Origin of the sequence: Amycolatopsis sp. NPDC051758, from assembly GCF_044453095.1 — a bacterium.
Classification (GTDB): Bacteria; Actinomycetota; Actinomycetes; order Mycobacteriales; family Pseudonocardiaceae; genus Amycolatopsis.
This window is the reverse complement of the sequence record NZ_JBITCJ010000004.1, coordinates 67366-84702: the sequence shown is the minus strand read 5'-3', so window position 1 is coordinate 84702 and position 17337 is coordinate 67366. Positions and strand designations below refer to the sequence as shown.

Sequence of the window (17337 nt, the reverse complement as noted above, 5' to 3'; positions counted from 1 at the left end):
GGTCACCTACGGCTTGGCGCGCCGCCGGGCCGCAAAACCGTCGAGCAAGCAGTCGAGGCCCAGCTCGAACCGGGAATCCGCGGTGAGCTCCGGCATGTCCGCCAGCCACGAGCCGAGCGAGTCGTCGGCCATCTCACCGGCGTAGGACTGCAGGTCGCCGGTCGAGCCGATGCCGAACCGGCCGAGCATCTCGATCTCGCGGCTGACGCTCATCGCCGTGCCCGTCACGTAGTTGTCCAGCAGTGAGGCGTACGCGACGGCGGGCGCGAGCCCCGCGGCGTCGAGGACAGTCAGCTGGAAGGCCGCCCGGCGCAGGGTCCGCGGCCCGAACGGCGGCCGGCTGTCGACGAGCTCGGCGTACCAGCGGTGCCGGCCGATCATCAGCCAGAGGCTCGTCGCGAGCCCGCGCAGGTCGCCGCGCCAGTCGCCGCTCGGCCCGGCCGGCACCTCGACCTCGGCCGACACCTCGTCGAGCATCAGGTCGACCAGGCCGTCCTTGTTGAGCACGTAGCGGTACAGCGACATGGGCGTCGACACCCCGAGCGCGTCGGCCACGGCGCGCATCGTGAGCGCGGTGACCCCGCCGGTGTCGGCGACGTCGATCGCCGTGCGCACCACCGCCGCGCGGGTGAGCGCGTTCTTCCGGCCCGGCGGCTCGGGGTGGTGCCAGATCAGCCGTTCCGTCCTTGGCATGCGCGGAGTGTACAACGTACAGTGCGTGTACAACGTACATTCTGGAGGGGTTATGCAGCTTCGGGGAATCAACTACGACACGGGGTTCGGGGGCGCGGTCGGCGACCGGTCGCGGGTGGCGTTCGACCCCGCGGTGGTGCGGCGGGAAATGGCGATCATCGCGGCGAACCTGCACTGCGACGCGGTCCGGATCAGCGGGGACGACCCCGAGCGCCTCACCCTGGCCGCGCACGCCGCGCTCGACGCCGGCCTCCGGGTGTGGTTCGCGCCGTTCCCGATGGACCTGACACCGCCGCAGCTGCAGCCCTACTTCGCGGACTGCGCGCGGCGCGCGGAAGAGATCCGCGCGCGCGACCCGGAGACCGTGCTGGTGCTGGGCTGCGAGATGTCGTTGTTCTGCACCGGGTTCGTGCCCGGCGCGTACCTGATGGAACGGCTCAAGAACGCGATGGACCCCGCGGCCTGGGCCGGTTTCACGCCGGAGTGGGACTTCACCGAGATGCTGCGCGACGTCGTCGGGATTGCGCGACGGCACTTCGGCGGCAAGGTCACCTACGCTTCGGGGGACTGGGAGGACATCGACTGGTCGGACTTCGACTTCGCGTCGGTCGACCTGTACCGCTCGGCGGACAACGCGGCCGGCTTCGCCCAGCACGTCCGGAATCACGGCGAACACGGCAAACCCCTGGTGGTCACCGAGTTCGGCTGCTGCACCTACCGCGGCGCGGCGGACGCGGGCGGCACCGGCTGGCTGATCGTCGACCTCGAATCCGACCCGCGTGTGCTCACCGGCGACCACGTTCACGACGAAGCCGGCCAGGCGGCGTACTTCACGGAGCTGATGGACGTCTTCGAGGCCGAAGGTGTCCACGGCGCGTTCTGGTTCACCTTCGCCGGGTACGAGTGCCCGGCCGATCCCGAGCCGCGGCGGGACCTCGACCTGGCCAGTTACGGCGTGGTGAAGGTCCTCAAAGGACAGCAGGGCACGGCTTATCCGGATATGACGTGGGAGCCGAAGGAGGTCTTCCGCGCGATCGCGGCCCGCTACGGCGCGGCGGCCGGGTCGCCGAGGTGAATCGTCCCGCCGGTCGAAAGGAATCGAGACAGCGAATTTCGGCGCGCTTTCACCAATCGTGACGGCCCCGCTGCAGGCAATTGATCACGAATTGACCGGAGAGGACGAATACTCGTTCGGCCCTGCCGCCGGTATCGCCGGAGCGCGCATCCTGAGGCGACCTGCAATGGGGAGAAGCATGACGCCACCATCGGATCACGACGAAGGCGGAGTGACCGGGACAGGTCAGTTCCGCGTCGGCCCCCGGCTGCTGACCGGGTTGATGCCCACCCGGTTCGCCGGCCCGAAAGCGATTCAGTACACGATCGTCGACGGCGAGCCCGTGGTCGAAGGCGACATCGTCGTCGCGCTGCTCGACGAGAACGATGTCGGTCTCGAGAGCGTTGTCATATCCGGGGACCAGTTCCGCTGGCCGGGCGGCCGGATACCGTTCGAGATCGACCCGAACCTGCCCGACCAGGCCCGGGTCACCAATGCGATCGACCACTGGCACCGGAATACCCGTATCCGGCTGGTCGCCCGGGATCCGGCGAACCCGGACCACACGAACTTCATCCGGTTCGCGCCGGGTGGCGGCTGCAGTTCGCCGGTCGGAATGCGCGGAAACCAGCAGACCATTTCCCTCGCGCCGGGCTGTGACACCGGATCGACGATCCACGAGATCGGCCACAGCGTCGGACTGTGGCACGAGCAGAGCCGCGAAGACCGCGGCAACTTCGTGACCGTGAACTGGGCGAACATCCAGCAGCAGCATGCGCACAACTTCAACCAGCACATCACCGACGGCGATGACGTCGGCGGTTACGACTACCACTCGATCATGCACTATCCCCGCCGGGGATTCGCCGTCGATCCGGGACAGGACACGCTCACGCCGCTGCAGAACGTCGAAATCGGGCAACGCACGGGTCTGAGCCCCGGGGACTGCGCCGGTGTGCGGTGGATGTACCGGGACCTCGAGCCCGCGGCGGTGTTCCGCGGCACGCAGTTCACCGGGTCCGTTCCCGCGGGACAGACGAAGCGCTGGTTCACCCACAGCTGGCCGGCCGCCTGGTACGTCATCTGGACGGTGGTGCCGACCGCGCCGGCGGTGGACGGTCCGGCCCAGCTCGAGTGGACCGTCCAGGTCACCCGGCAATCCGGCGGGCTGCTCAAGTACTTCCTGTCGATCACCAACCTGACCTCGGCGCAGGTCGAGGTCGAAGCCCGGTTCGATGTCCTGGGCTGGTCGCTCGACGCGACCTGAGAGGAACTGCCGTGAACGACGAAACGGATGAAGGACTGCTGGACGGCGGCGCGGCGCCGACGCTCGAAGCCCTGGCCGCGCTTCCCGAAACCGGCGCGCAGGAGGCCTCCGACGCCGGCGCGGCACCTTCCGCGGGCACCGCGTCCGCCACGCCGGGCGACATCGAGGCCGAAGACGCCGGTGGCGCCCCCACCGGGCCGGAGTGAAAGGACAGAACCGATGTGGCTTGGTGTGCAGTTCCGCGGTCAGGTGGCCGCCGGGGCGACCCGGCGGTGGTTCACGCACAGCTGGCCCGAGGGCTGGCGGGTGGTGTGGCTCGTGGTGCCGACCTGGCCGATGGTCGACGGAGGCGCGCAGATCGAGTGGAAGGTCCAGGTCGACCGGCAGACGGCCGGTCTGCTCAAGTACTTCATCGAAGTGCACAACCTCACCGGCGCGGCCACGGACATCGAGGCCCGGTTCGCCGTGCTCAACTGAGTCATGCGGGTGACGGGAGTGGTGGTGCTGCCGGCCGGGACCGCGCCGTTCCGGGAAGCGACCCTGCGGGTCCGGCTGCTCGACGTCACCCTGGCGGACGCCCCTTCACCGGTGCTCGCCGAAACGACGATGGCCGGGCAGCGGCACACCGGCACCGCCGAGCTGGCCGTCCCCTTCGTCCTGCCGGCCGAGCTCCCCGCGGGCTGGCGCGGTGACCTGCAGGTCTCCGCGCACGTGGACCTGACGGGAGACGGCCTGGTGCGCCGGGGGGACCTGGTCAGCACGGCGAGCCACCCCGTTTTCCCGCTCGGGGAAGACAACTGCGTGGTCCGGGTGTGGCCGGTCGAGTAGCCGAACCGGCATGGCGGCTCCCGTCCGGGAAGCCGCCACACCGAGGTTCGCGCCGGTCACCAGCCGACGGCGACCGCCAGCCACTGCGGGTCGCCGTGGGAGACGAACGACGACTGGGCCGCCACGTCGTCGTACGGGAAGCCGTACGCGAGGTGGTTGATGCCGTGGTCGTGCCAGAACTTCGCGTAGTAGTTCGCCGGCGCGGCCTTGTAGTACTGCGCCGGGTCCTGCCACTGCGACTGCGGCAGGTGCGCCGTGTGGCGGTTCAGCGCCGCGCACATGTCCGGGTTGCCGGCCAGTGAGCCCGCACAGCCGGTGATGTTCGACGTCGGTTCGTTGACCCCCACCGATTGCGCGTAGCCGGTGAAGTAGTTCGCGTACCGGCCGCCCGCGCGGAAGTCCGGCGCGCTGCCCGGCGCCGGGATCCGGTACGGCGCGTTGACCGTCGCCAGGCCCTTGAACTCGGTCGGCACCTCGGCCTGGAACTTGGCGAAGGTGGCCGCGCGGTCCTCCTGGAAGGTCCCGTAGTCGTCACCGACCTGCACGTCGTACCCGTCGTGGGCGTGCAGCCGCATGGCCAGCTTCAGCGCGAACGCGTCCACCCGGGTGGTGTTGCCGTTGAACACGTCCGGGCCGACGGTGAACTCGATGAAGTCGGCGTACTGGCCGTTCGGGGTGCCGAGGTAGAAGTACATCCGCCCGGCGGAGTTGGCCGGCATGTCGAGGTAGGGCTGCTCGGCGATCGAGTGCGTCTGGCCGCCGAAGCTCCAGAACACCTGGCTGTCCGGGTACTTGCCGTTGGTCCGGTTGAGCACCTTGACCATGAGCACGTTCTGCGCGGCCGGGATGCCGGCGGTGTCACCCCAGAAGGAGTCGGGCGGGGTGCCGGCGCCGGGCTGCGTCGTGCCGCCGCCGCTGCCGTAGACCTGGAACTCCCACAACGAGACGCCGTAGGGCGTGGCCCGCGCGGTCGTGTACAGCCGCACGTACCGTCCGGCACCCGTCGCGTTCAGCGTCTGCGCGCCGCCGGTCCCGGTCGTCGTCTGGTACACAGTGGACCAGGTGGATCCATTGTCGGACAACTGGATCTGGAACGCCGTGGCGTACGCGGCCTCCCAGTTCAGCACCACCCGGCTGACGGTCGCCGCGCCGCCGAGGTCGACCTGGATCCACTGTGGATCGCTGAACTGCGACGACCAGCGGGTGCCGGTGTTGCCGTCCACCGCGGCGCTCGCCGGTGTGCCGGCGTTCTCCACCGAGGACGCGGTGACGGACTTCCCTTGGGATATCAAGGAATCCGCCGCTTGTGCCGCGGGTGCGGCGAGGCCGAGCGTGACGGCCACGAGGGCCACCGCCAGTGTCGCCAATCTGGTACCGGGGCCGCGGCGCCGTCGCCGCAGTGGGGCGTTCGTGGGCATGGTTCCTCCCTGGCCGGGAAAGTGGGGCGGACCCGCCGCCGGTCAGGGGACGGCGTCGTCCGGCTCGCCCCCTGACCGCCGGGAAGGAGCATCCGAGACCGGCCGGGGACGTTCGGTGAAAAGGTTCATACCACCGCCCCCGGCCTGTCAAGCCTTGACAATCGCGGCCCCGGCGGGCGATATTCGGAACCGATTCACCTCACCCTCTGCGTGGCGCCGCCACCCGCTCAGGGGCCGACTCACCGGGAGTCCGCCATGTCCTGCAGCGTTGCCGGAGCCGTCCGTTTTCGATCGTCCACTGTGGACGTCAGAGTGAGCCGGGGTGCTGCCGCGGCCGTTCGCCCGGCGAGTCCGTCCGCCGCCGGTGCCGGGGTTCATCGGAGACCGTAGCGCCCGCCGGATACCGCCGAGCCCGGCGTCCCGCCACGCAAGTCGGACAAAAACCAACCATCGTCCCGTTGTTTTCAGAGAACTACTTTCGTAGCTAACCGGGACCCGAGCCCGTCTGGTCTGCTCGTGAACAACCACCTTCCAGGTCCCCGAAGGGAGATGTTCATGCAGGTAGACGGACGTTCACTGGTCCGGCGGGCCGTGGTGGCCCTCGCGGCGGTCGCCACCGCCGGCGCCCTCGCCGTCGTCGCCGCCCCCGGCGCGTCGGCCGGCGATCCGCGGATCGTGGGCGGCTCGCCGACCACCATCACCGAGTTCCCGGCCACCGTCATCTTCAACGTCAACGGCGCGCAGCACTGCGCCGGCACGCTGGTCGCGAAGAACAAGGTGCTGACCGCCGCGCACTGCACCGACGGTGTCGAGGCGTCGCAGATGGAGATCATCGGGGGCCGGACCGAGTTCAGTGACACCTCCGGTGAGAAGGCGGGGGTCAGCGACGTCTGGCAGAACCCCGGCTTCGACATGAACGGGATGCAGCACGACAACTCCGTGCTGACGCTCGACAAGGAGCTGCCGTACGAGCCGGCGACGCTCGTGCAGTCGGCGGACGACGCCGCCTACCAGGCGGGCGCCGACGTCACGGTGGTCGGCTGGGGCGCGACGTCCGAGGGCGGCGACGTCTCCGACACGCTGCTGAAGGTCTCAGTGCCGGTGGTCGACAACAGCACCTGCGCGGAGAAGTACAGCGCGAGCGGCTCGAACTACGACAAGGCGTCGATGTTCTGCGCCGGAGTGCCCGAAGGCGGCAAGGACTCCTGCCAGGGCGACTCGGGCGGCCCGGCCTACGTCGGCGGCAAGCTCGCCGGCATCGTCTCCTGGGGCCAGGGGTGTGCCCGCAAGGACTTCCCGGGCGTCTACACCAACGTCGGCAACGACTACTCGGTGATCAGCTCGCACCTCGGCTGACCTGCCGGATCGAAGGAGCCCCACGCCACTGCGGCGGGGGGCTCCTTTCACCGTCCGGTGACGCCGTCGATCAGCTCACGCAGGATGTCGGCGTGCCCCGCGTGCCGTGCGGTTTCCTCGATCAGGTGGGTCAGCGTCCACCGCCGTGCCGGTGTGAGGGTGTCCCAGGAGGCGATTTCTTCGTTCGCTTCGGCGGTGGTCTTCCGGTAACCGGCGAGGATCGTCCCGGCCGTCTCGTCCGGGCCCGCGTGGAACGTGGCCTGCCAGTCGGCGACGTCGTCCCCGAGCAGCCAGCGCCGCTCGACGTGGGTCAGGTGCTTGACCAGGCCGAGCAGGTTGGTCCCCGACGGCACGCCGGCCGCCCGGGCCTGCGCTTCCGGCACGCCGTCGGCCTTGGCGGCGACCGCGGCCCGCAGGTAGTCGAGGAAGCCGACGAGCACGTCCTGCTCGCCGGGGCCCGTTTTTGGTGGCCTCCGGTCGCTCATCGCCGCACCACCAGCACGTGGTCGACCACCGTGGCGATCCGGCCGCCGGGTCCGGTGGCCTGCCGCCGCGGGCGGTCCGCGCGGTCGACCGAACATTCCGCGGGGTCGAGGTCCAGGTCGGCGGCCACTTCCCGGGGCGCCGGGTACCGGAGGCCGGGGTCCTGGTTCCAGGACCACGGCGCGGTTGAGCCGTGGTCGACGACGACCAGCCGGCCCCCCGGGTTCAGCGCCTTCGCGGCGGTCCGCAGCACGGCGGCGCGGTCCAGGGTGAACGGCGTGTGGAAGTACTGCGCGGAAACCAGGTCGAAGGTGCCGGCGGGGAAGTCTTCGGCGAGGTCGACGCAGAGCGCGGTGACGCGGTCGTGGCGCTGCAGTGCGGCGACGGCGGTGGCGGAGATGTCGACCGCGGTCACCGTCCAGCCGCGCCCGGCCAGCCACCGCGCGTCCCCGCCGGCACCGCAGCCGAGGTCGAGTGCGGCGCCCGGCGGCAGCGGACCGGCGATCTCGGCCAGTCTCGGGTTCACCTTCGCCACCAGCGGTTCGGCAGCGAGCCGGCTGTAGTGGTCGTCCCAGAAGCGGGCTTCAACGCTCATGCCGCCACCCTCGCGACGCGACGCCGGGAACGCACGAAAACTTGCCGACCTGGCAAGATCGGACGGCATGGCGGACGAGACGGAACAGGTCCTGGACGCGGTCGGCCCCCGGCTGCGCGCCCTGCGCAAGCGGCGCGGGCTGACCCTGGCCGACCTGTCGGCGGCGACCGGGACGTCGGAAAGCACGTTGTCCCGCTTGGAAAGCGGCGGCCGGCGGCCGACCCTGGAGCTGTTGCTGCCGCTGGCCCGCGTGTACGGGGTGCCGCTCGACGACCTCGTCGGCGCCCCGCACACCGGTGACCCGCGGATCCACCTGCGGCCGATCCACCGCCACGGCATGACGTTCCTCCCGCTCACCCGCCGCGCGGGCGGCGTGCAGGCGTTCAAGATGCTGATCCCGAGCCGCCCGGAACCGGCCGAGCCCACCCCACAGACCCACGGCGGCTACGAGTGGGTGTACGTCCTCAATGGACACCTCCGGCTCCTGGTCGGCGACCGCGACCTGGTCCTCCCACCCGGCGAGGCGGCCGAGTTCGACACGGCGCTACCCCACTGGCTCGGCTCGGCCGACGGCCACGCGGTCGAGACGCTCGTCCTGTTCGGACCGCAGGGGGAGCGCGCGCACGTGCAGGCGAGCTCGCGGTAGACGTGCGCCGGGGGTCAAGGCATCACGGCGCGCCGCACGGTCTCGCGCAGCAAAGCGCGGCGCCCGTCGTGGCGTTCCTCCGGCTCCTCCGCCGTCGCGGCGTACACGTTGCTCACCGGTGACCACGCCATCGACATCGCGATGACCACGGCCATCACGTCGAACGGCTCCCCGGGCCGCACGAGGCCGGCCTTCTGCGCTTCGGCGATCGCGCGCAGCTTGTGGTCGTCGACGCGGTCGGCGTCCGCCACCAGGTGGCCGGCCGGGCGCCGCTCCAGGCGGGCCCAGGTGGCCAGGCGGATCAGGTCGGGGCGGCGCAGGTACTCGTCGTAAAGCCGCACCGCCCAGTCCGCGAGGTCGGTGGCGTCGATCGGGACGACGTTCATGATCCGCTCCAGCGAAGCGAAGAAGATCGCGTCGAACAGGCCGTCCTTGCTGCCGAAGTACGCGTAGAGCTGCGCCTTGTTGGTGCGTGCGGCACTCACGATCCGCTCGACGCGGGCCCCGGCGATCCCGTGCTCCGCGAACTCCCGGGTCGCCACCTCGAGGATGCGGTCGCGGGTTGCGGTGCCGCGGGACGTCAGGGGCCGGTCGACCATGCCGCGAGCCTACCAAACAGAACAGTCGGTTTGCTTTTCCGGCCGGAGCGTGCCTACGCTGAAATAGACCGAACAGTCTGTTTGTGAGGAGCGAGCGCCATGAGAACCACCGTGGGCTGGGGAACGGACGACGCCGCACAACTGCGGCGGGTCCACCTCGAACGGCGTGACCTGCGTCCGGACGACGTCGCCGTGCGAGTCGACTACTGCGGCGTCTGCCACACCGACCTCCACGCCGTGCACGACCGGCCCGAGGACAGCGGGCTCCTCGTGCCGGGGCACGAGTTCACCGGCGTGGTGACCGAAGTCGGATCAGCAGTGACGCAGTTCGCCGCCGGTGACCCGGTCGCCGTCGGGAACATCGTCGACTCGTGCGGTGTCTGCGTCATGTGCGAAGCCGGGCAAGAGAACTTCTGCCGCGAGTTCCCCACCCTGACCTACGGGGGCACCGACCGGCACGACGGCTCGACGACCGCGGGTGCGTACTCCCGCGAGTACGTCGTCCGCGACCGCTTCGCCTACCGCCTCCCCGCGGGCCTCGACCCGGCGGCCGCGGCGCCGCTGCTCTGCGCCGGGATCACCGTGTGGGAGCCGTTGCGCAGCCTCGGCGTGGGGCCGGGCACCCGCGTCGCCGTCGCCGGGCTGGGCGGGCTCGGGCACCTCGCCGTCAAGTTCGCGGTGGCGCTCGGCGCCGAGACGACGGTGGTCAGCCGCTCGGCGGGCAAGGCCGGCGACGCCCGCCGGCTGGGCGCCGAGGGGGTGGTCGTGTCCACCGACCCGGAGCAGCTGGCCGCCGCGCGGGACCGGTTCGACGTGGTGGTCGACACCATCTCCGCGCCCCACGACCTCGGTCCGTACCTGGGGCTCGTCGCCGTCGACGGGACCCTCACCCAGCTCGGGCACCTCGGGCCGGTCACCGTGCAGACGATGGATCTGCTGGTGGGACGCAAGAAGCTCAGCTCGGCCGGCAGCGGCGGCCGGCCCGCCACCGCCGCCATGCTGGACTTCTGCGCCGAACACGGCGTCACGGCCGACGTCGAGGTGCTCCCGTCGGCGCGGGTGAACGAAGCCTTCGACCGGTTGCGGCGCAACGACGTCCGCTACCGCTTTGTGCTCGACCTGTCCGACCTGTCCTGAGACGACGGCTGGAGCTGCTTGGCCATCACGACGTTGGTCTCGACGTACCCGAGCTTCCGGTAGAGGGAGCGGGCGACCGCGTTGTCGCCGAACACGTGCAGCTGCAGCCGGTCCAAGCCGTCCGCCAGCGTCCGCTCCTCGGCGGCCCGCATGATCGCGGCGCCGTAACCGCGGCCGCGGCGGCTCGCCTCGACCTCGACGTTGTAGACGAAGGTCATTTCGCCGGTGCCGTGGGGACGCCGGGCGAGCCAGAGCACGCCGATCCGGTCGTCGCCGTCCCGGGCGGTGTAGAGGTGGTGGCCGGGGGTGGCGAGTCCCTGCGGCAGCAGGTGGGCGTGCTCCTCGACGGACCGCTCTTGCGCCCCCTCGGCCGGCCAGCTCCCGGCCTCGACGTGCGCTTCGGCGTAGGTCACGACGGCCTCGCGGAGGAAGGCCGCGAACTCCTCGTCGGTCATCGGATCGAGCCGGACGTCGGGCACAGGCACTCCTTCGGTGGTCACGACACCCATTGTGGACGGCGCCGGCGAGGTACCGGCGGCATTTACCTCCGAGGGAATTGGTTGGCCGTCACGGCCGTCGCAGACTCCGTGTCATGACCCAGTACCTGATCCACACCGCCGACACCGCTGCCGACTCCGCGAAGGAGCCGCTGTCGGCCCTGCGGGACGCTTTCGGCTTCGTCCCCAACGGGGCCGGCCTGATGGCGAACTCACCGGTGTTGCTGAACTCCTTCTTCGCCGCGTTCGGGAACTTCCGGGGCGGCGGCTCCTTCGGCCCGGACGAGCGGCAGGTCCTGCTGCTTTCCAACGCCGTCGCCAACGACTCCGAGTGGGCGGTCGCGTTCCACACGCTGGAGGCGCTCGCGGACGGCGTCGAGCCGCCGGTGGTCGAAGCCCTGCGCCGCGGGGAGCTGCCCGACGACCCGCGGATGGCGGCGCTGGCGACGCTCACCCGCGCGCTGATCGAGAACCGCGGGCACCTCGACGAGGCGGCCGTGGCGGCCTTCAAGTCGGCAGGCTTCACCGCGGGGCAGCTGTTCGAGGTGATCACCGGCGTGGCGATCTCGACGATGACGAACTACGCCGCCAATGTCGCCCGGCCGCCGCTGGAAGCGGCGGTGCGGCCGCACGCGTGGACTGCGGGATACTCGAGCGGTGTCTGACGTCGGTCCACTGCTGAAACACTGGCGGAGCGCCCGGCGGCTGAGCCAGCTCGCGCTGGCCGCCGAGGCCGCCGTTTCGATCCGTCATCTGTGCTTCCTCGAGACCGGGCGCGCGAACCCCAGCCGGGCCATGGTGCTCAAGCTCGCGGAGGTGCTCGACGTGCCGTTGCGCGAACGCAACACCTTGCTGCTCAAGGCCGGGTTCTCGCCCGAGTACCCGGAGTCCGAACTGGACGCGCCCGCGCTCGCCGCCGTCCGCGGCGCGCTCGACACCATCCTGGCGCAGCAGGAACCCTTTCCGGCGCTGGTGATGGACCGGAGCTGGGACATCCGGCACACGAACACCGCCGCCCGCCGCTTCTTCGCCTTTCTCCAGGCGGGAGAACCCAAAGCGGCTCCGGGGCCGGCGAACGTGCTCCGCCGGATGTTCCACCCCGACGGTGTCCGCCGGCACGTCACGAACTGGCCGGAGGTCGCCGAGGCCCTGGTCCGGCGCGTGCGTCGCGAGGCACTCGGCGGTGTCACCGACGAACGCGCTCAGCGGATCCTCGACGAGGTCCTGGACTACCCCGGTGTGCCCGCGTCACTGCGGTCCCTCGACGCGGCCACGCCGGTGCTGCCGATCGTGCCGATCCGCTACGCGCACGGCGACCGCCGGTTCGCCTACTTCTCCACCGTGACCACGCTCGGCACACCGCAGGACGTGACGCTGCAGGAGCTGCGCATCGAGTGCTTCTTCCCGATGAACGAAGAGACCCGGGAGCACGCGCGACGGCTGGCCTCCGGCGGGTTCTGAGACTTCAGCGAGGTTCTTCGCCGGGCAGCGGGGCGTGCCCGGAAGCGCGCAGCCCGTCGAGGACCACCGCGACGACCCGGTCGCGGTCGCTCGATCCGGCGTCGAGGCCGAGGCACCGGGTGGACATCCCGGCCGCCCTCACCGCCGACATCCTGGTCAACAACGCGGGTGTCACCCACCTGAAACCGCGGGCGGAAACCACGCTCGCCGACTTCGACTCGATGGTGCGGGTCAACCTCGGCGTGCCGTTCCAGCTGGTCCAGCGGCTGCTGCCCGGCCTTGTCGCGGCGCGGGCCTCGAGCGCCTGCGTGGCCGGCTCGCGCGTCCCGATGAAGGTGGACAGGTCCGCGGGGAGGAAGTCGGCGGCACCGGTGGCCCGCAGCTCGGCCACGGCCCGGTGGCCGCGGGCGGACCCCGACACTGTGCGGCAGCACGCCCGCAGGCCGCCAAGTTTGTTGCTGTTTCGACAACTCGTCCCGGTGGACGAACCAGCCCCGGCGCGTTCGTCCCATCGTCCGAAGCGGACAGTCGGTGCGGCAGGCGATATTCGGCGGCAGGATCCCGCCACCTCCCGAGGAGCACGTCTTGGCTCGTTCGACCGTCTTCCGCTCGGCCAAGGTCTTCGACGGTGAGCACTTCCTGCCCGGCCCGCACGACGTCGTGACCGAGGGCGAGCGGATCACGGCGGTGCGCCCGACGGCGTCGGCGCCCGTCCCGGAGGGTGTCGCCACCGTCGAGTGTGCCGGGAAGACCGTGGTGCCCGGGTTCATCGACTGCCACGTGCACCTCATGATCAGCGAGACCGATCCCGGCGCCTACGCGGCGAAGCCGTTTTCCCTGCCGTACTACGAAGCGATCGGCAACGCCCGCGCGCTCCTGGAGTCCGGGGTCACCAGCGTGCGGGACGCCGGCGGCGCCGACGCGGGCCTGCGCGCCGCGCTCGCCCGAGGACTCCTGCCCGGTCCCCGGACGCGCATCTCGGTCGGCATCATCTCCACCACCGGCGGGCACGGCGACTTCTGGCAGCCCTCGGGCAGCGTCCTGCCGCTCTGGCCGACGTCGCCGGGCAACCCGCCCGCCATCGCCGACGGTCCCGACGAGGTGCGCAAGCTGGTCCGGACGCTGTTCCGGGCCGGCGCGGACCAGATCAAGATCTGCGCCAGCGGCGGGGTGATGTCCCCCACCGACGACTCCCGGCACGCCCAGTTCACCGAGCCGGAGCTGCGCGCCGCGGTCGAAGAAGCGGAAGAGCGCGGCAGTTACGTCTTGGCGCACGCCCACAGCGCCAAGGGCATCCGCAACGCCGTACGCGCCGGGGTCCGGTCCGTCGAACACGCCATCTTCGTCGACGACGAAGGCATCGAGCTGATGGTGGAGCACGGCACGGTCGTCGTGCCCACGCTGACCGCGCCCCGGCAAGTCCTGCGTGCCGCGGCCGAGGGGCGGGTCACTTCTCCCCAGGTCATCGCAAAGGCGCAGGAGGCGGCCGACGCGCACCAGGACGCCTTCGCCCGGCTCGTCGCGGCCGGGGTGCGGATCGCGATGGGGTCCGACGCGGGCATGGGGCCCCACGGCAGCAGCCTCGAGGAGCTGCCGCTCATGGCGGCCGGTGGGCTGAGCCTGGAAGGGGTGCTGACGGCCGCCACGTCCACCGCCGCCGACCTGCTCGGCGACCACCGGGTCGGCCGGGTGCGCCCGGGTGCGCTGGCCGATCTTGTGGTGCTCGACGGCGACCTCGGTTCGGCCGGCCAGCTGGGTTCGCTGCCGGAGCTGATCCGCTCGGTGTGGCAGGGCGGCGTCCTGGTGCGGGGAACCGTCCTTTGAGGACCCGGGCCGGAGCCGTCCGCTTCGGGCAACGGTGCCGCTCTTCCCGAACCCGCCGCTGATGATCTAGGGTCAGCACCGCGATGGGGAGAGCAGCGAGGGAAAAGCCGTGCCTGGTCAAGATCCCCGCGGACGAGTGCCCGGCTGTGCGTTCTGTGCCGTGGTGGCCGGGCGGACGCCGGCGGTCGTCGTGCGGACGTGGGACGACGCCGTCGCGATCGTCCCGCGCCGCGGCGGGGTCGCCGAGGGACACCTCCTCGTCCTGTCCCGCAAGCACGTCCCGGACGCCGGCGCCGACCCCGCGACCACCGCGGCCGTGATGCGCCGCGCCGCCGAGCTGATGGCCGGGCTGCCGGCGGCGAACCTGATCACCTCGAAGGGTGCGGTCGCGACCCAGACGGTGTTCCACCTCCACGTCCACGTCGTGCCACGCACGGCCGACGACGGCTTGGCCCTGCCGTGGAGCCCGCAGGCGGACCCGTCGTGACCGTGCACGTGGTGATGGCGCGTGAACCGATCCCGGCCGGCGGGCCGTCGTTGTTCCTCGCCGGTCCGACCGCGCTTGATCCCGTGCTGTCGTGGCGGCCCGCCGCGCTCGAGATCGTGGCCGCGCTCTGGGCCGGCGCCCGGACGTTGACCGTGTTCAACCCCGAATCCCGGGGCGGCCGGCGCGCCGATCGGTACGAGGACCAGGTCGACTGGGAGTTCGCCGCGCGCGACGTGGCCGGCGCCATCCTGTTCTGGATCCCGCGCGACATGGTGACGATGCCGGGGATGACGACCAACGTGGAGTTCGGCCTCGACGTCCGGAGCGGCAAGGCGGTGCTGGGCGCGCCGCCCGACTGCCCGGACCCGGAGCGCAACCGCTACCTCGTCCACGTTGCGCACCGGTACGGCGTACCCGTCCGCACCACTTTGGACAGCACCGTCACGACCGCGCTGGAGGTCGTCGCGAGAAGCGCGTCCGGGTAACTCGGCGAGTTACGGCGAAGCAGGTCAACCGAGTTCGTGGAGAACTTCGCGGACGCGCTCCCGGAGCCACCGGTGCGCCTTGTCGTTTTCGTACCGCTGGTGCCAGCACCCCACCAGCGGCACCGGCGGGATCGGCATCGGGAGCGGCACGGTCACCAGGCCCAGCGCCTCGACCAGCCCCGCGCACATCCGTTCCGGCACGGCCACGACGAACTCGCCGAGCCGGACGACGCCGAGGGCCGCCGTGCCGGTCGGGGCGGTCGCGACGACCCGGCGTTCAAGACCGTGCTCGGCGAGGGCGTCGTCCATCGGGTCGTGCAGCCGCCCTCGCCGGGTGATCCGCACGTGCATTGCGTCGGCGTACCGGCGCAGGGTCGGCTTTCTTTTGGCGAAAGGGTGATCCGGGGCGACGGCGAGCACCAGCCGATCCTCGAAGAACGTCTCCGACCGGATTTCGGGTGCCTCCGGGGCCGCGCTGCCGAGTTCCAGATCGACCTGACCCCGGCGCAGTTCGTGGTTGTCCGAACGGGTTTCCGCGAGCAGGCGCAACCGGGCGTTCGGCGCGCCGCGGTGGACGGCCGCGATGAGCCGGGGGCCCACCGCGGTGGTGATCGCGTCGTGCGAGATCACCGTGAAGACCCGGTCGAGCGCGGCCAGGTCGAGCTCCCGTTCCGGCGCGAGCACACTTTCGGCCTGCTGCACCAGATCGTGGACCTGGGCCCGGATCGCGAGCGCGTACGGCGTCGGCGTCATCGTGCGGCCGGTCCGGACCAGGATCTGGTCGCCGGTGACCCGCCGGATCCGGCCGAGGGTCCGGCTCATCGCGGGTGACGACAGGTGCAGGCGATCGGCGGCCGCGGCCACACTGGCCTCCTCGAGCAGCGCGTCGAGCGCCGTCAGGAGGTTCAGGTCCAGGTGCATGCCCGGATCGTACTGCGGCCGTGGTACCCGCCAGTCGATTGCGTCTGGGTAAACCTCCGAGTGCAAAGAATGCATTTGAAGTCAACGGCTTTTCTGCCTACCGTCGAAGACAACACCTTCTCCCGGTCGAACAGGAACACCATGACAACTTTGCCGCAGAACACCACCGAGGACACCGCCGTGCTGGCGGCCGTCGTGGACGCGGTGCGCGGGGCCGGTTCCCGGCTGCTGGCGCGCTATTCGCCCGACGCACGCCCGGCTGACAGTGCCGCTCTGCGCGCGGCGATCGACGAGAACGAACAAGCCTCGATCGACGACCTGCACCTCGCTCTTGCCGCAGCGCGGCCCGAAGCGAAGTGGGTGACCGAGGAGACGGAAACCGCCGAGCTGCCGCCGGGGGAGTGGTGGGCGGTGGACGCGGTCGAGGGCAACGTCAACCACGTGCACGGGCTGCCGGAGTGGTGTGTCAGCGCGACCCTGCTGCGGGACGGCGTCCCGGTGCTGACGGCGGTGTACCAGCCGGTCGGCGACGTCCTGCACAGCGCCGTCCGCGGCGGCGGCGCGTTCGCGGCCGGCCGGCGCCTGCGAGTCTCCGCCAAGTCCGACCTCGGCGCCGCGATCACCACCACCGGCCAGGCCGAGGCCGGCCAGCGCGAAACCTACCGGCGGATCGGCGATTCGATCACGGTGATGCTGGGCCGGGCCCTGCTGGTCCGCGCGACCGTGCCGTCGACGTTCCCGATGCTGCTCGTCGCGGCCGGGCACGCCGATCTCTTCTGGCAGTACCGGCCGACGCTGCCCGGGGTCGCGGCCGGCGCCCTGCTCGTCACGGAAGCGGGCGGGATCGTGACCGACCTCGCCGGCGCGCCCTGGCGGCCCGGCAGCGCCGACATCCTCGCCAGTGCGCCCGGTCTCCACGCCGAGGCGCTCGGCGCTCTGTCCACAGTGAACTGAAGGGGACCACCATGGAAATCACCGTCCTGGGCGCCACCGGCGCGACCGGAGCCGAGCTCACCCGCCAGGCCCTGGAGCGCGGGCACACCGTCACGGCCGTCGCCCGCAACCCGGACCGGATCACGCTGCCGGCGTCCGACCGCCTGCTGCGTGTCGCCGGCGACGTCCTCGACCCGGAGTCCATCGGCCGGGCGCTCAAGGGCGCGAGGACCGTCCTTTCCGGACTCGGGATCAGCGGCAAGGACGCACCGGGCGTGCTGACGGCGGGCGCCCGCGCGGCTGTCGACGCCGGACCGGACTTCATCGTCTGGCTCGCCGCCTTCGGCACCGGCGAGTCGGCTCAGTACGCGGGCGCGTTCACGCGGGGGCTCCTGAAGGCGTTCATGAAGAGCGAAATGGACGACCGCACCACCGCGGACGTGACCGTGCGGCGCAGCGGCGGCGCGGTCTTCCACGCCGGGCCGCTGTCCAACGGAGAGCGCAGCCCGACCCGGCGCACGGTGCCACTCGAATCGGCTCCGCGGCGGTTCTTCCCGGCGCGGGTCAGCCGGGCCACGGTGGCGGCGGCGATGCTGGACGAGGCCGAGCAGCGGCGGTACGGCGGTCGTGTCGCGGTGCCGCTGGAGCGATGA

At 71.3% G+C, this 17337-nt stretch carries 23 protein-coding genes; 16 read left to right on the top strand and 7 right to left on the bottom strand.

The annotated features are described in order from the left end of the window. Positions 1-6 precede the first annotated feature (6 nt). A complete protein-coding gene (locus tag ACIA5G_RS19855; protein ID WP_395925126.1) occupies positions 7-693 on the bottom strand; it encodes a TetR/AcrR family transcriptional regulator in 687 nt (228 codons plus the stop codon). Positions 694-745: 52 nt separating this feature from the next. Between ACIA5G_RS19855 and ACIA5G_RS19850 the strand changes: the two genes are divergently transcribed. The 5 genes from ACIA5G_RS19850 (at position 746) to ACIA5G_RS19830 (ending at position 3842) form a co-directional block, all read left to right on the top strand. Next, complete coding sequence (locus ACIA5G_RS19850) at positions 746-1768, top strand: hypothetical protein (protein ID WP_395925124.1); 1023 nt, start codon at positions 746-748, stop codon at positions 1766-1768. Positions 1769-1946: 178 nt separating this feature from the next. Beyond that, positions 1947-3014, top strand: a complete 1068-nt coding sequence (locus tag ACIA5G_RS19845) for a M12 family metallopeptidase (protein ID WP_395925122.1) — start codon at positions 1947-1949, stop codon at positions 3012-3014. An 11-nt stretch (positions 3015-3025) separates the two neighbouring features. Next, positions 3026-3220: a hypothetical protein gene (locus ACIA5G_RS19840; RefSeq protein ID WP_395925120.1), complete on the top strand. Its 195-nt coding sequence runs from the start codon at positions 3026-3028 to the stop codon at positions 3218-3220. A gap of 13 nt (positions 3221-3233) precedes the next feature. After that, positions 3234-3491 (top strand): hypothetical protein, encoded by a 258-nt coding sequence (locus tag ACIA5G_RS19835; RefSeq protein ID WP_395925118.1) that lies wholly within the window; start codon positions 3234-3236, stop codon positions 3489-3491. 9 nt (positions 3492-3500) lie between these two features. Further along, the gene (locus tag ACIA5G_RS19830) at positions 3501-3842 is read left to right on the top strand and encodes a YbaY family lipoprotein (RefSeq protein WP_395925116.1); all 342 of its coding nucleotides are present in this window, start codon (positions 3501-3503) and stop codon (positions 3840-3842) included. 56 nt (positions 3843-3898) lie between these two features. Here the strand turns inward: ACIA5G_RS19830 and ACIA5G_RS19825 are convergent, their stop codons facing one another. Beyond that, a complete protein-coding gene (locus tag ACIA5G_RS19825) occupies positions 3899-5260 on the bottom strand; it encodes a beta-1,3-glucanase family protein (protein ID WP_395925114.1) in 1362 nt (453 codons plus the stop codon). A 555-nt stretch (positions 5261-5815) separates the two neighbouring features. Between ACIA5G_RS19825 and ACIA5G_RS19820 the strand changes: the two genes are divergently transcribed. Further along, a complete protein-coding gene (locus ACIA5G_RS19820; RefSeq protein ID WP_395925112.1) occupies positions 5816-6616 on the top strand; it encodes a S1 family peptidase in 801 nt (266 codons plus the stop codon). Positions 6617-6663: 47 nt separating this feature from the next. Here the strand turns inward: ACIA5G_RS19820 and ACIA5G_RS19815 are convergent, their stop codons facing one another. Next, complete coding sequence (locus ACIA5G_RS19815) at positions 6664-7101, bottom strand: DinB family protein (RefSeq protein ID WP_395925110.1); 438 nt, start codon at positions 7099-7101, stop codon at positions 6664-6666. Continuing rightward, entirely contained in the window at positions 7098-7694 is a 597-nt protein-coding gene (locus ACIA5G_RS19810; RefSeq protein ID WP_395925108.1) for a class I SAM-dependent methyltransferase, read from the bottom strand. Before ACIA5G_RS19810 ends, ACIA5G_RS19815 begins: the two co-directional genes overlap by 4 nt. Before the next feature lie 67 nt (positions 7695-7761). Here ACIA5G_RS19810 and ACIA5G_RS19805 point away from each other — a divergent pair, with 67 nt between their 5' ends. Beyond that, positions 7762-8340 (top strand): helix-turn-helix domain-containing protein, encoded by a 579-nt coding sequence (locus ACIA5G_RS19805; protein ID WP_395925105.1) that lies wholly within the window; start codon positions 7762-7764, stop codon positions 8338-8340. Between the two features lie 14 nt (positions 8341-8354). Here the strand turns inward: ACIA5G_RS19805 and ACIA5G_RS19800 are convergent, their stop codons facing one another. Beyond that, positions 8355-8939 carry a TetR family transcriptional regulator gene (locus tag ACIA5G_RS19800; protein WP_395925103.1) on the bottom strand — a complete coding sequence of 195 codons (585 nt, stop codon included), beginning with the start codon at positions 8937-8939 and terminating at the stop codon, positions 8355-8357. A gap of 99 nt (positions 8940-9038) precedes the next feature. On the opposite strand from ACIA5G_RS19800, the gene ACIA5G_RS19795 reads away from it, so the two are divergent. Further along, positions 9039-10076: an NAD(P)-dependent alcohol dehydrogenase gene (locus tag ACIA5G_RS19795; protein ID WP_395925101.1), complete on the top strand. Its 1038-nt coding sequence runs from the start codon at positions 9039-9041 to the stop codon at positions 10074-10076. Here the strand turns inward: ACIA5G_RS19795 and ACIA5G_RS19790 are convergent. Beyond that, a complete protein-coding gene (locus ACIA5G_RS19790; RefSeq protein ID WP_395925099.1) occupies positions 10040-10576 on the bottom strand; it encodes a GNAT family N-acetyltransferase in 537 nt (178 codons plus the stop codon). The genes ACIA5G_RS19795 and ACIA5G_RS19790 overlap by 37 nt on opposite strands. Positions 10577-10668: 92 nt before the next feature. On the opposite strand from ACIA5G_RS19790, the gene ACIA5G_RS19785 reads away from it, so the two are divergent. The 6 genes from ACIA5G_RS19785 to ACIA5G_RS19760 all read left to right on the top strand — a co-directional run bounded on the left by ACIA5G_RS19785 (position 10669) and on the right by ACIA5G_RS19760 (position 14830). Continuing rightward, positions 10669-11238, top strand: a complete 570-nt coding sequence (locus tag ACIA5G_RS19785) for a carboxymuconolactone decarboxylase family protein (RefSeq protein ID WP_395925097.1) — start codon at positions 10669-10671, stop codon at positions 11236-11238. Continuing rightward, complete coding sequence (locus tag ACIA5G_RS19780; RefSeq protein ID WP_395925095.1) at positions 11231-12034, top strand: helix-turn-helix domain-containing protein; 804 nt, start codon at positions 11231-11233, stop codon at positions 12032-12034. The genes ACIA5G_RS19785 and ACIA5G_RS19780 overlap by 8 nt, the downstream gene beginning before the upstream one ends. Continuing rightward, the gene (locus ACIA5G_RS19775) at positions 11968-12666 is read left to right on the top strand and encodes an SDR family NAD(P)-dependent oxidoreductase (RefSeq protein WP_395925093.1); all 699 of its coding nucleotides are present in this window, start codon (positions 11968-11970) and stop codon (positions 12664-12666) included. The genes ACIA5G_RS19780 and ACIA5G_RS19775 overlap by 67 nt, the downstream gene beginning before the upstream one ends. After that, positions 12620-13858 (top strand): amidohydrolase family protein, encoded by a 1239-nt coding sequence (locus ACIA5G_RS19770; RefSeq protein WP_395925091.1) that lies wholly within the window; start codon positions 12620-12622, stop codon positions 13856-13858. The genes ACIA5G_RS19775 and ACIA5G_RS19770 overlap by 47 nt, the downstream gene beginning before the upstream one ends. Before the next feature lie 163 nt (positions 13859-14021). Then, entirely contained in the window at positions 14022-14345 is a 324-nt protein-coding gene (locus ACIA5G_RS19765) for an HIT family protein (RefSeq protein WP_395925089.1), read from the top strand. Then, a complete protein-coding gene (locus ACIA5G_RS19760) occupies positions 14342-14830 on the top strand; it encodes a nucleoside 2-deoxyribosyltransferase domain-containing protein (RefSeq protein ID WP_395925087.1) in 489 nt (162 codons plus the stop codon). The genes ACIA5G_RS19765 and ACIA5G_RS19760 overlap by 4 nt, the downstream gene beginning before the upstream one ends. 24 nt (positions 14831-14854) lie before the next feature. Here the strand turns inward: ACIA5G_RS19760 and ACIA5G_RS19755 are convergent, their stop codons facing one another. After that, on the bottom strand, positions 14855-15751 hold the full coding sequence (locus ACIA5G_RS19755; protein ID WP_395925085.1) for a LysR family transcriptional regulator: 897 nt from the start codon (positions 15749-15751) through the stop codon (positions 14855-14857). A gap of 141 nt (positions 15752-15892) precedes the next feature. On the opposite strand from ACIA5G_RS19755, the gene ACIA5G_RS19750 reads away from it, so the two are divergent. After that, positions 15893-16705, top strand: coding sequence for an inositol monophosphatase family protein (locus ACIA5G_RS19750; RefSeq protein ID WP_395925083.1), 813 nt, complete (start codon positions 15893-15895; stop codon positions 16703-16705). A gap of 11 nt (positions 16706-16716) precedes the next feature. Then, complete coding sequence (locus ACIA5G_RS19745; RefSeq protein ID WP_395925081.1) at positions 16717-17337, top strand: NAD(P)-dependent oxidoreductase; 621 nt, start codon at positions 16717-16719, stop codon at positions 17335-17337.

Bases quoted from the DNA above. Each gene is read 5' to 3' on its own strand.
- ACIA5G_RS19835 (WP_395925118.1), top strand. From the start codon at position 3,234: ATGTGGCTTGGTGTGCAGTTCCGCGGTCAGGTGGCCGCCGGGGCGACC.
- ACIA5G_RS19850 (WP_395925124.1), top strand. From the start codon at position 746: ATGCAGCTTCGGGGAATCAACTACGACACGGGGTTCGGGGGCGCGGTC.
- ACIA5G_RS19815 (WP_395925110.1), bottom strand. From the start codon at position 7,101: ATGAGCGACCGGAGGCCACCAAAAACGGGCCCCGGCGAGCAGGACGTG.
- ACIA5G_RS19825 (WP_395925114.1), bottom strand. From the start codon at position 5,260: ATGCCCACGAACGCCCCACTGCGGCGACGGCGCCGCGGCCCCGGTACC.
- ACIA5G_RS19820 (WP_395925112.1), top strand. From the start codon at position 5,816: ATGCAGGTAGACGGACGTTCACTGGTCCGGCGGGCCGTGGTGGCCCTC.
- ACIA5G_RS19750 (WP_395925083.1), top strand. From the start codon at position 15,893: ATGACAACTTTGCCGCAGAACACCACCGAGGACACCGCCGTGCTGGCG.
- ACIA5G_RS19845 (WP_395925122.1), top strand. From the start codon at position 1,947: ATGACGCCACCATCGGATCACGACGAAGGCGGAGTGACCGGGACAGGT.
- ACIA5G_RS19805 (WP_395925105.1), top strand. From the start codon at position 7,762: ATGGCGGACGAGACGGAACAGGTCCTGGACGCGGTCGGCCCCCGGCTG.
- ACIA5G_RS19745 (WP_395925081.1), top strand. From the start codon at position 16,717: ATGGAAATCACCGTCCTGGGCGCCACCGGCGCGACCGGAGCCGAGCTC.
- ACIA5G_RS19855 (WP_395925126.1), bottom strand. From the start codon at position 693: ATGCCAAGGACGGAACGGCTGATCTGGCACCACCCCGAGCCGCCGGGC.
- ACIA5G_RS19785 (WP_395925097.1), top strand. From the start codon at position 10,669: ATGACCCAGTACCTGATCCACACCGCCGACACCGCTGCCGACTCCGCG.
- ACIA5G_RS19810 (WP_395925108.1), bottom strand. From the start codon at position 7,694: ATGAGCGTTGAAGCCCGCTTCTGGGACGACCACTACAGCCGGCTCGCT.
- ACIA5G_RS19755 (WP_395925085.1), bottom strand. From the start codon at position 15,751: ATGCACCTGGACCTGAACCTCCTGACGGCGCTCGACGCGCTGCTCGAG.
- ACIA5G_RS19800 (WP_395925103.1), bottom strand. From the start codon at position 8,939: ATGGTCGACCGGCCCCTGACGTCCCGCGGCACCGCAACCCGCGACCGC.
- ACIA5G_RS19795 (WP_395925101.1), top strand. From the start codon at position 9,039: ATGAGAACCACCGTGGGCTGGGGAACGGACGACGCCGCACAACTGCGG.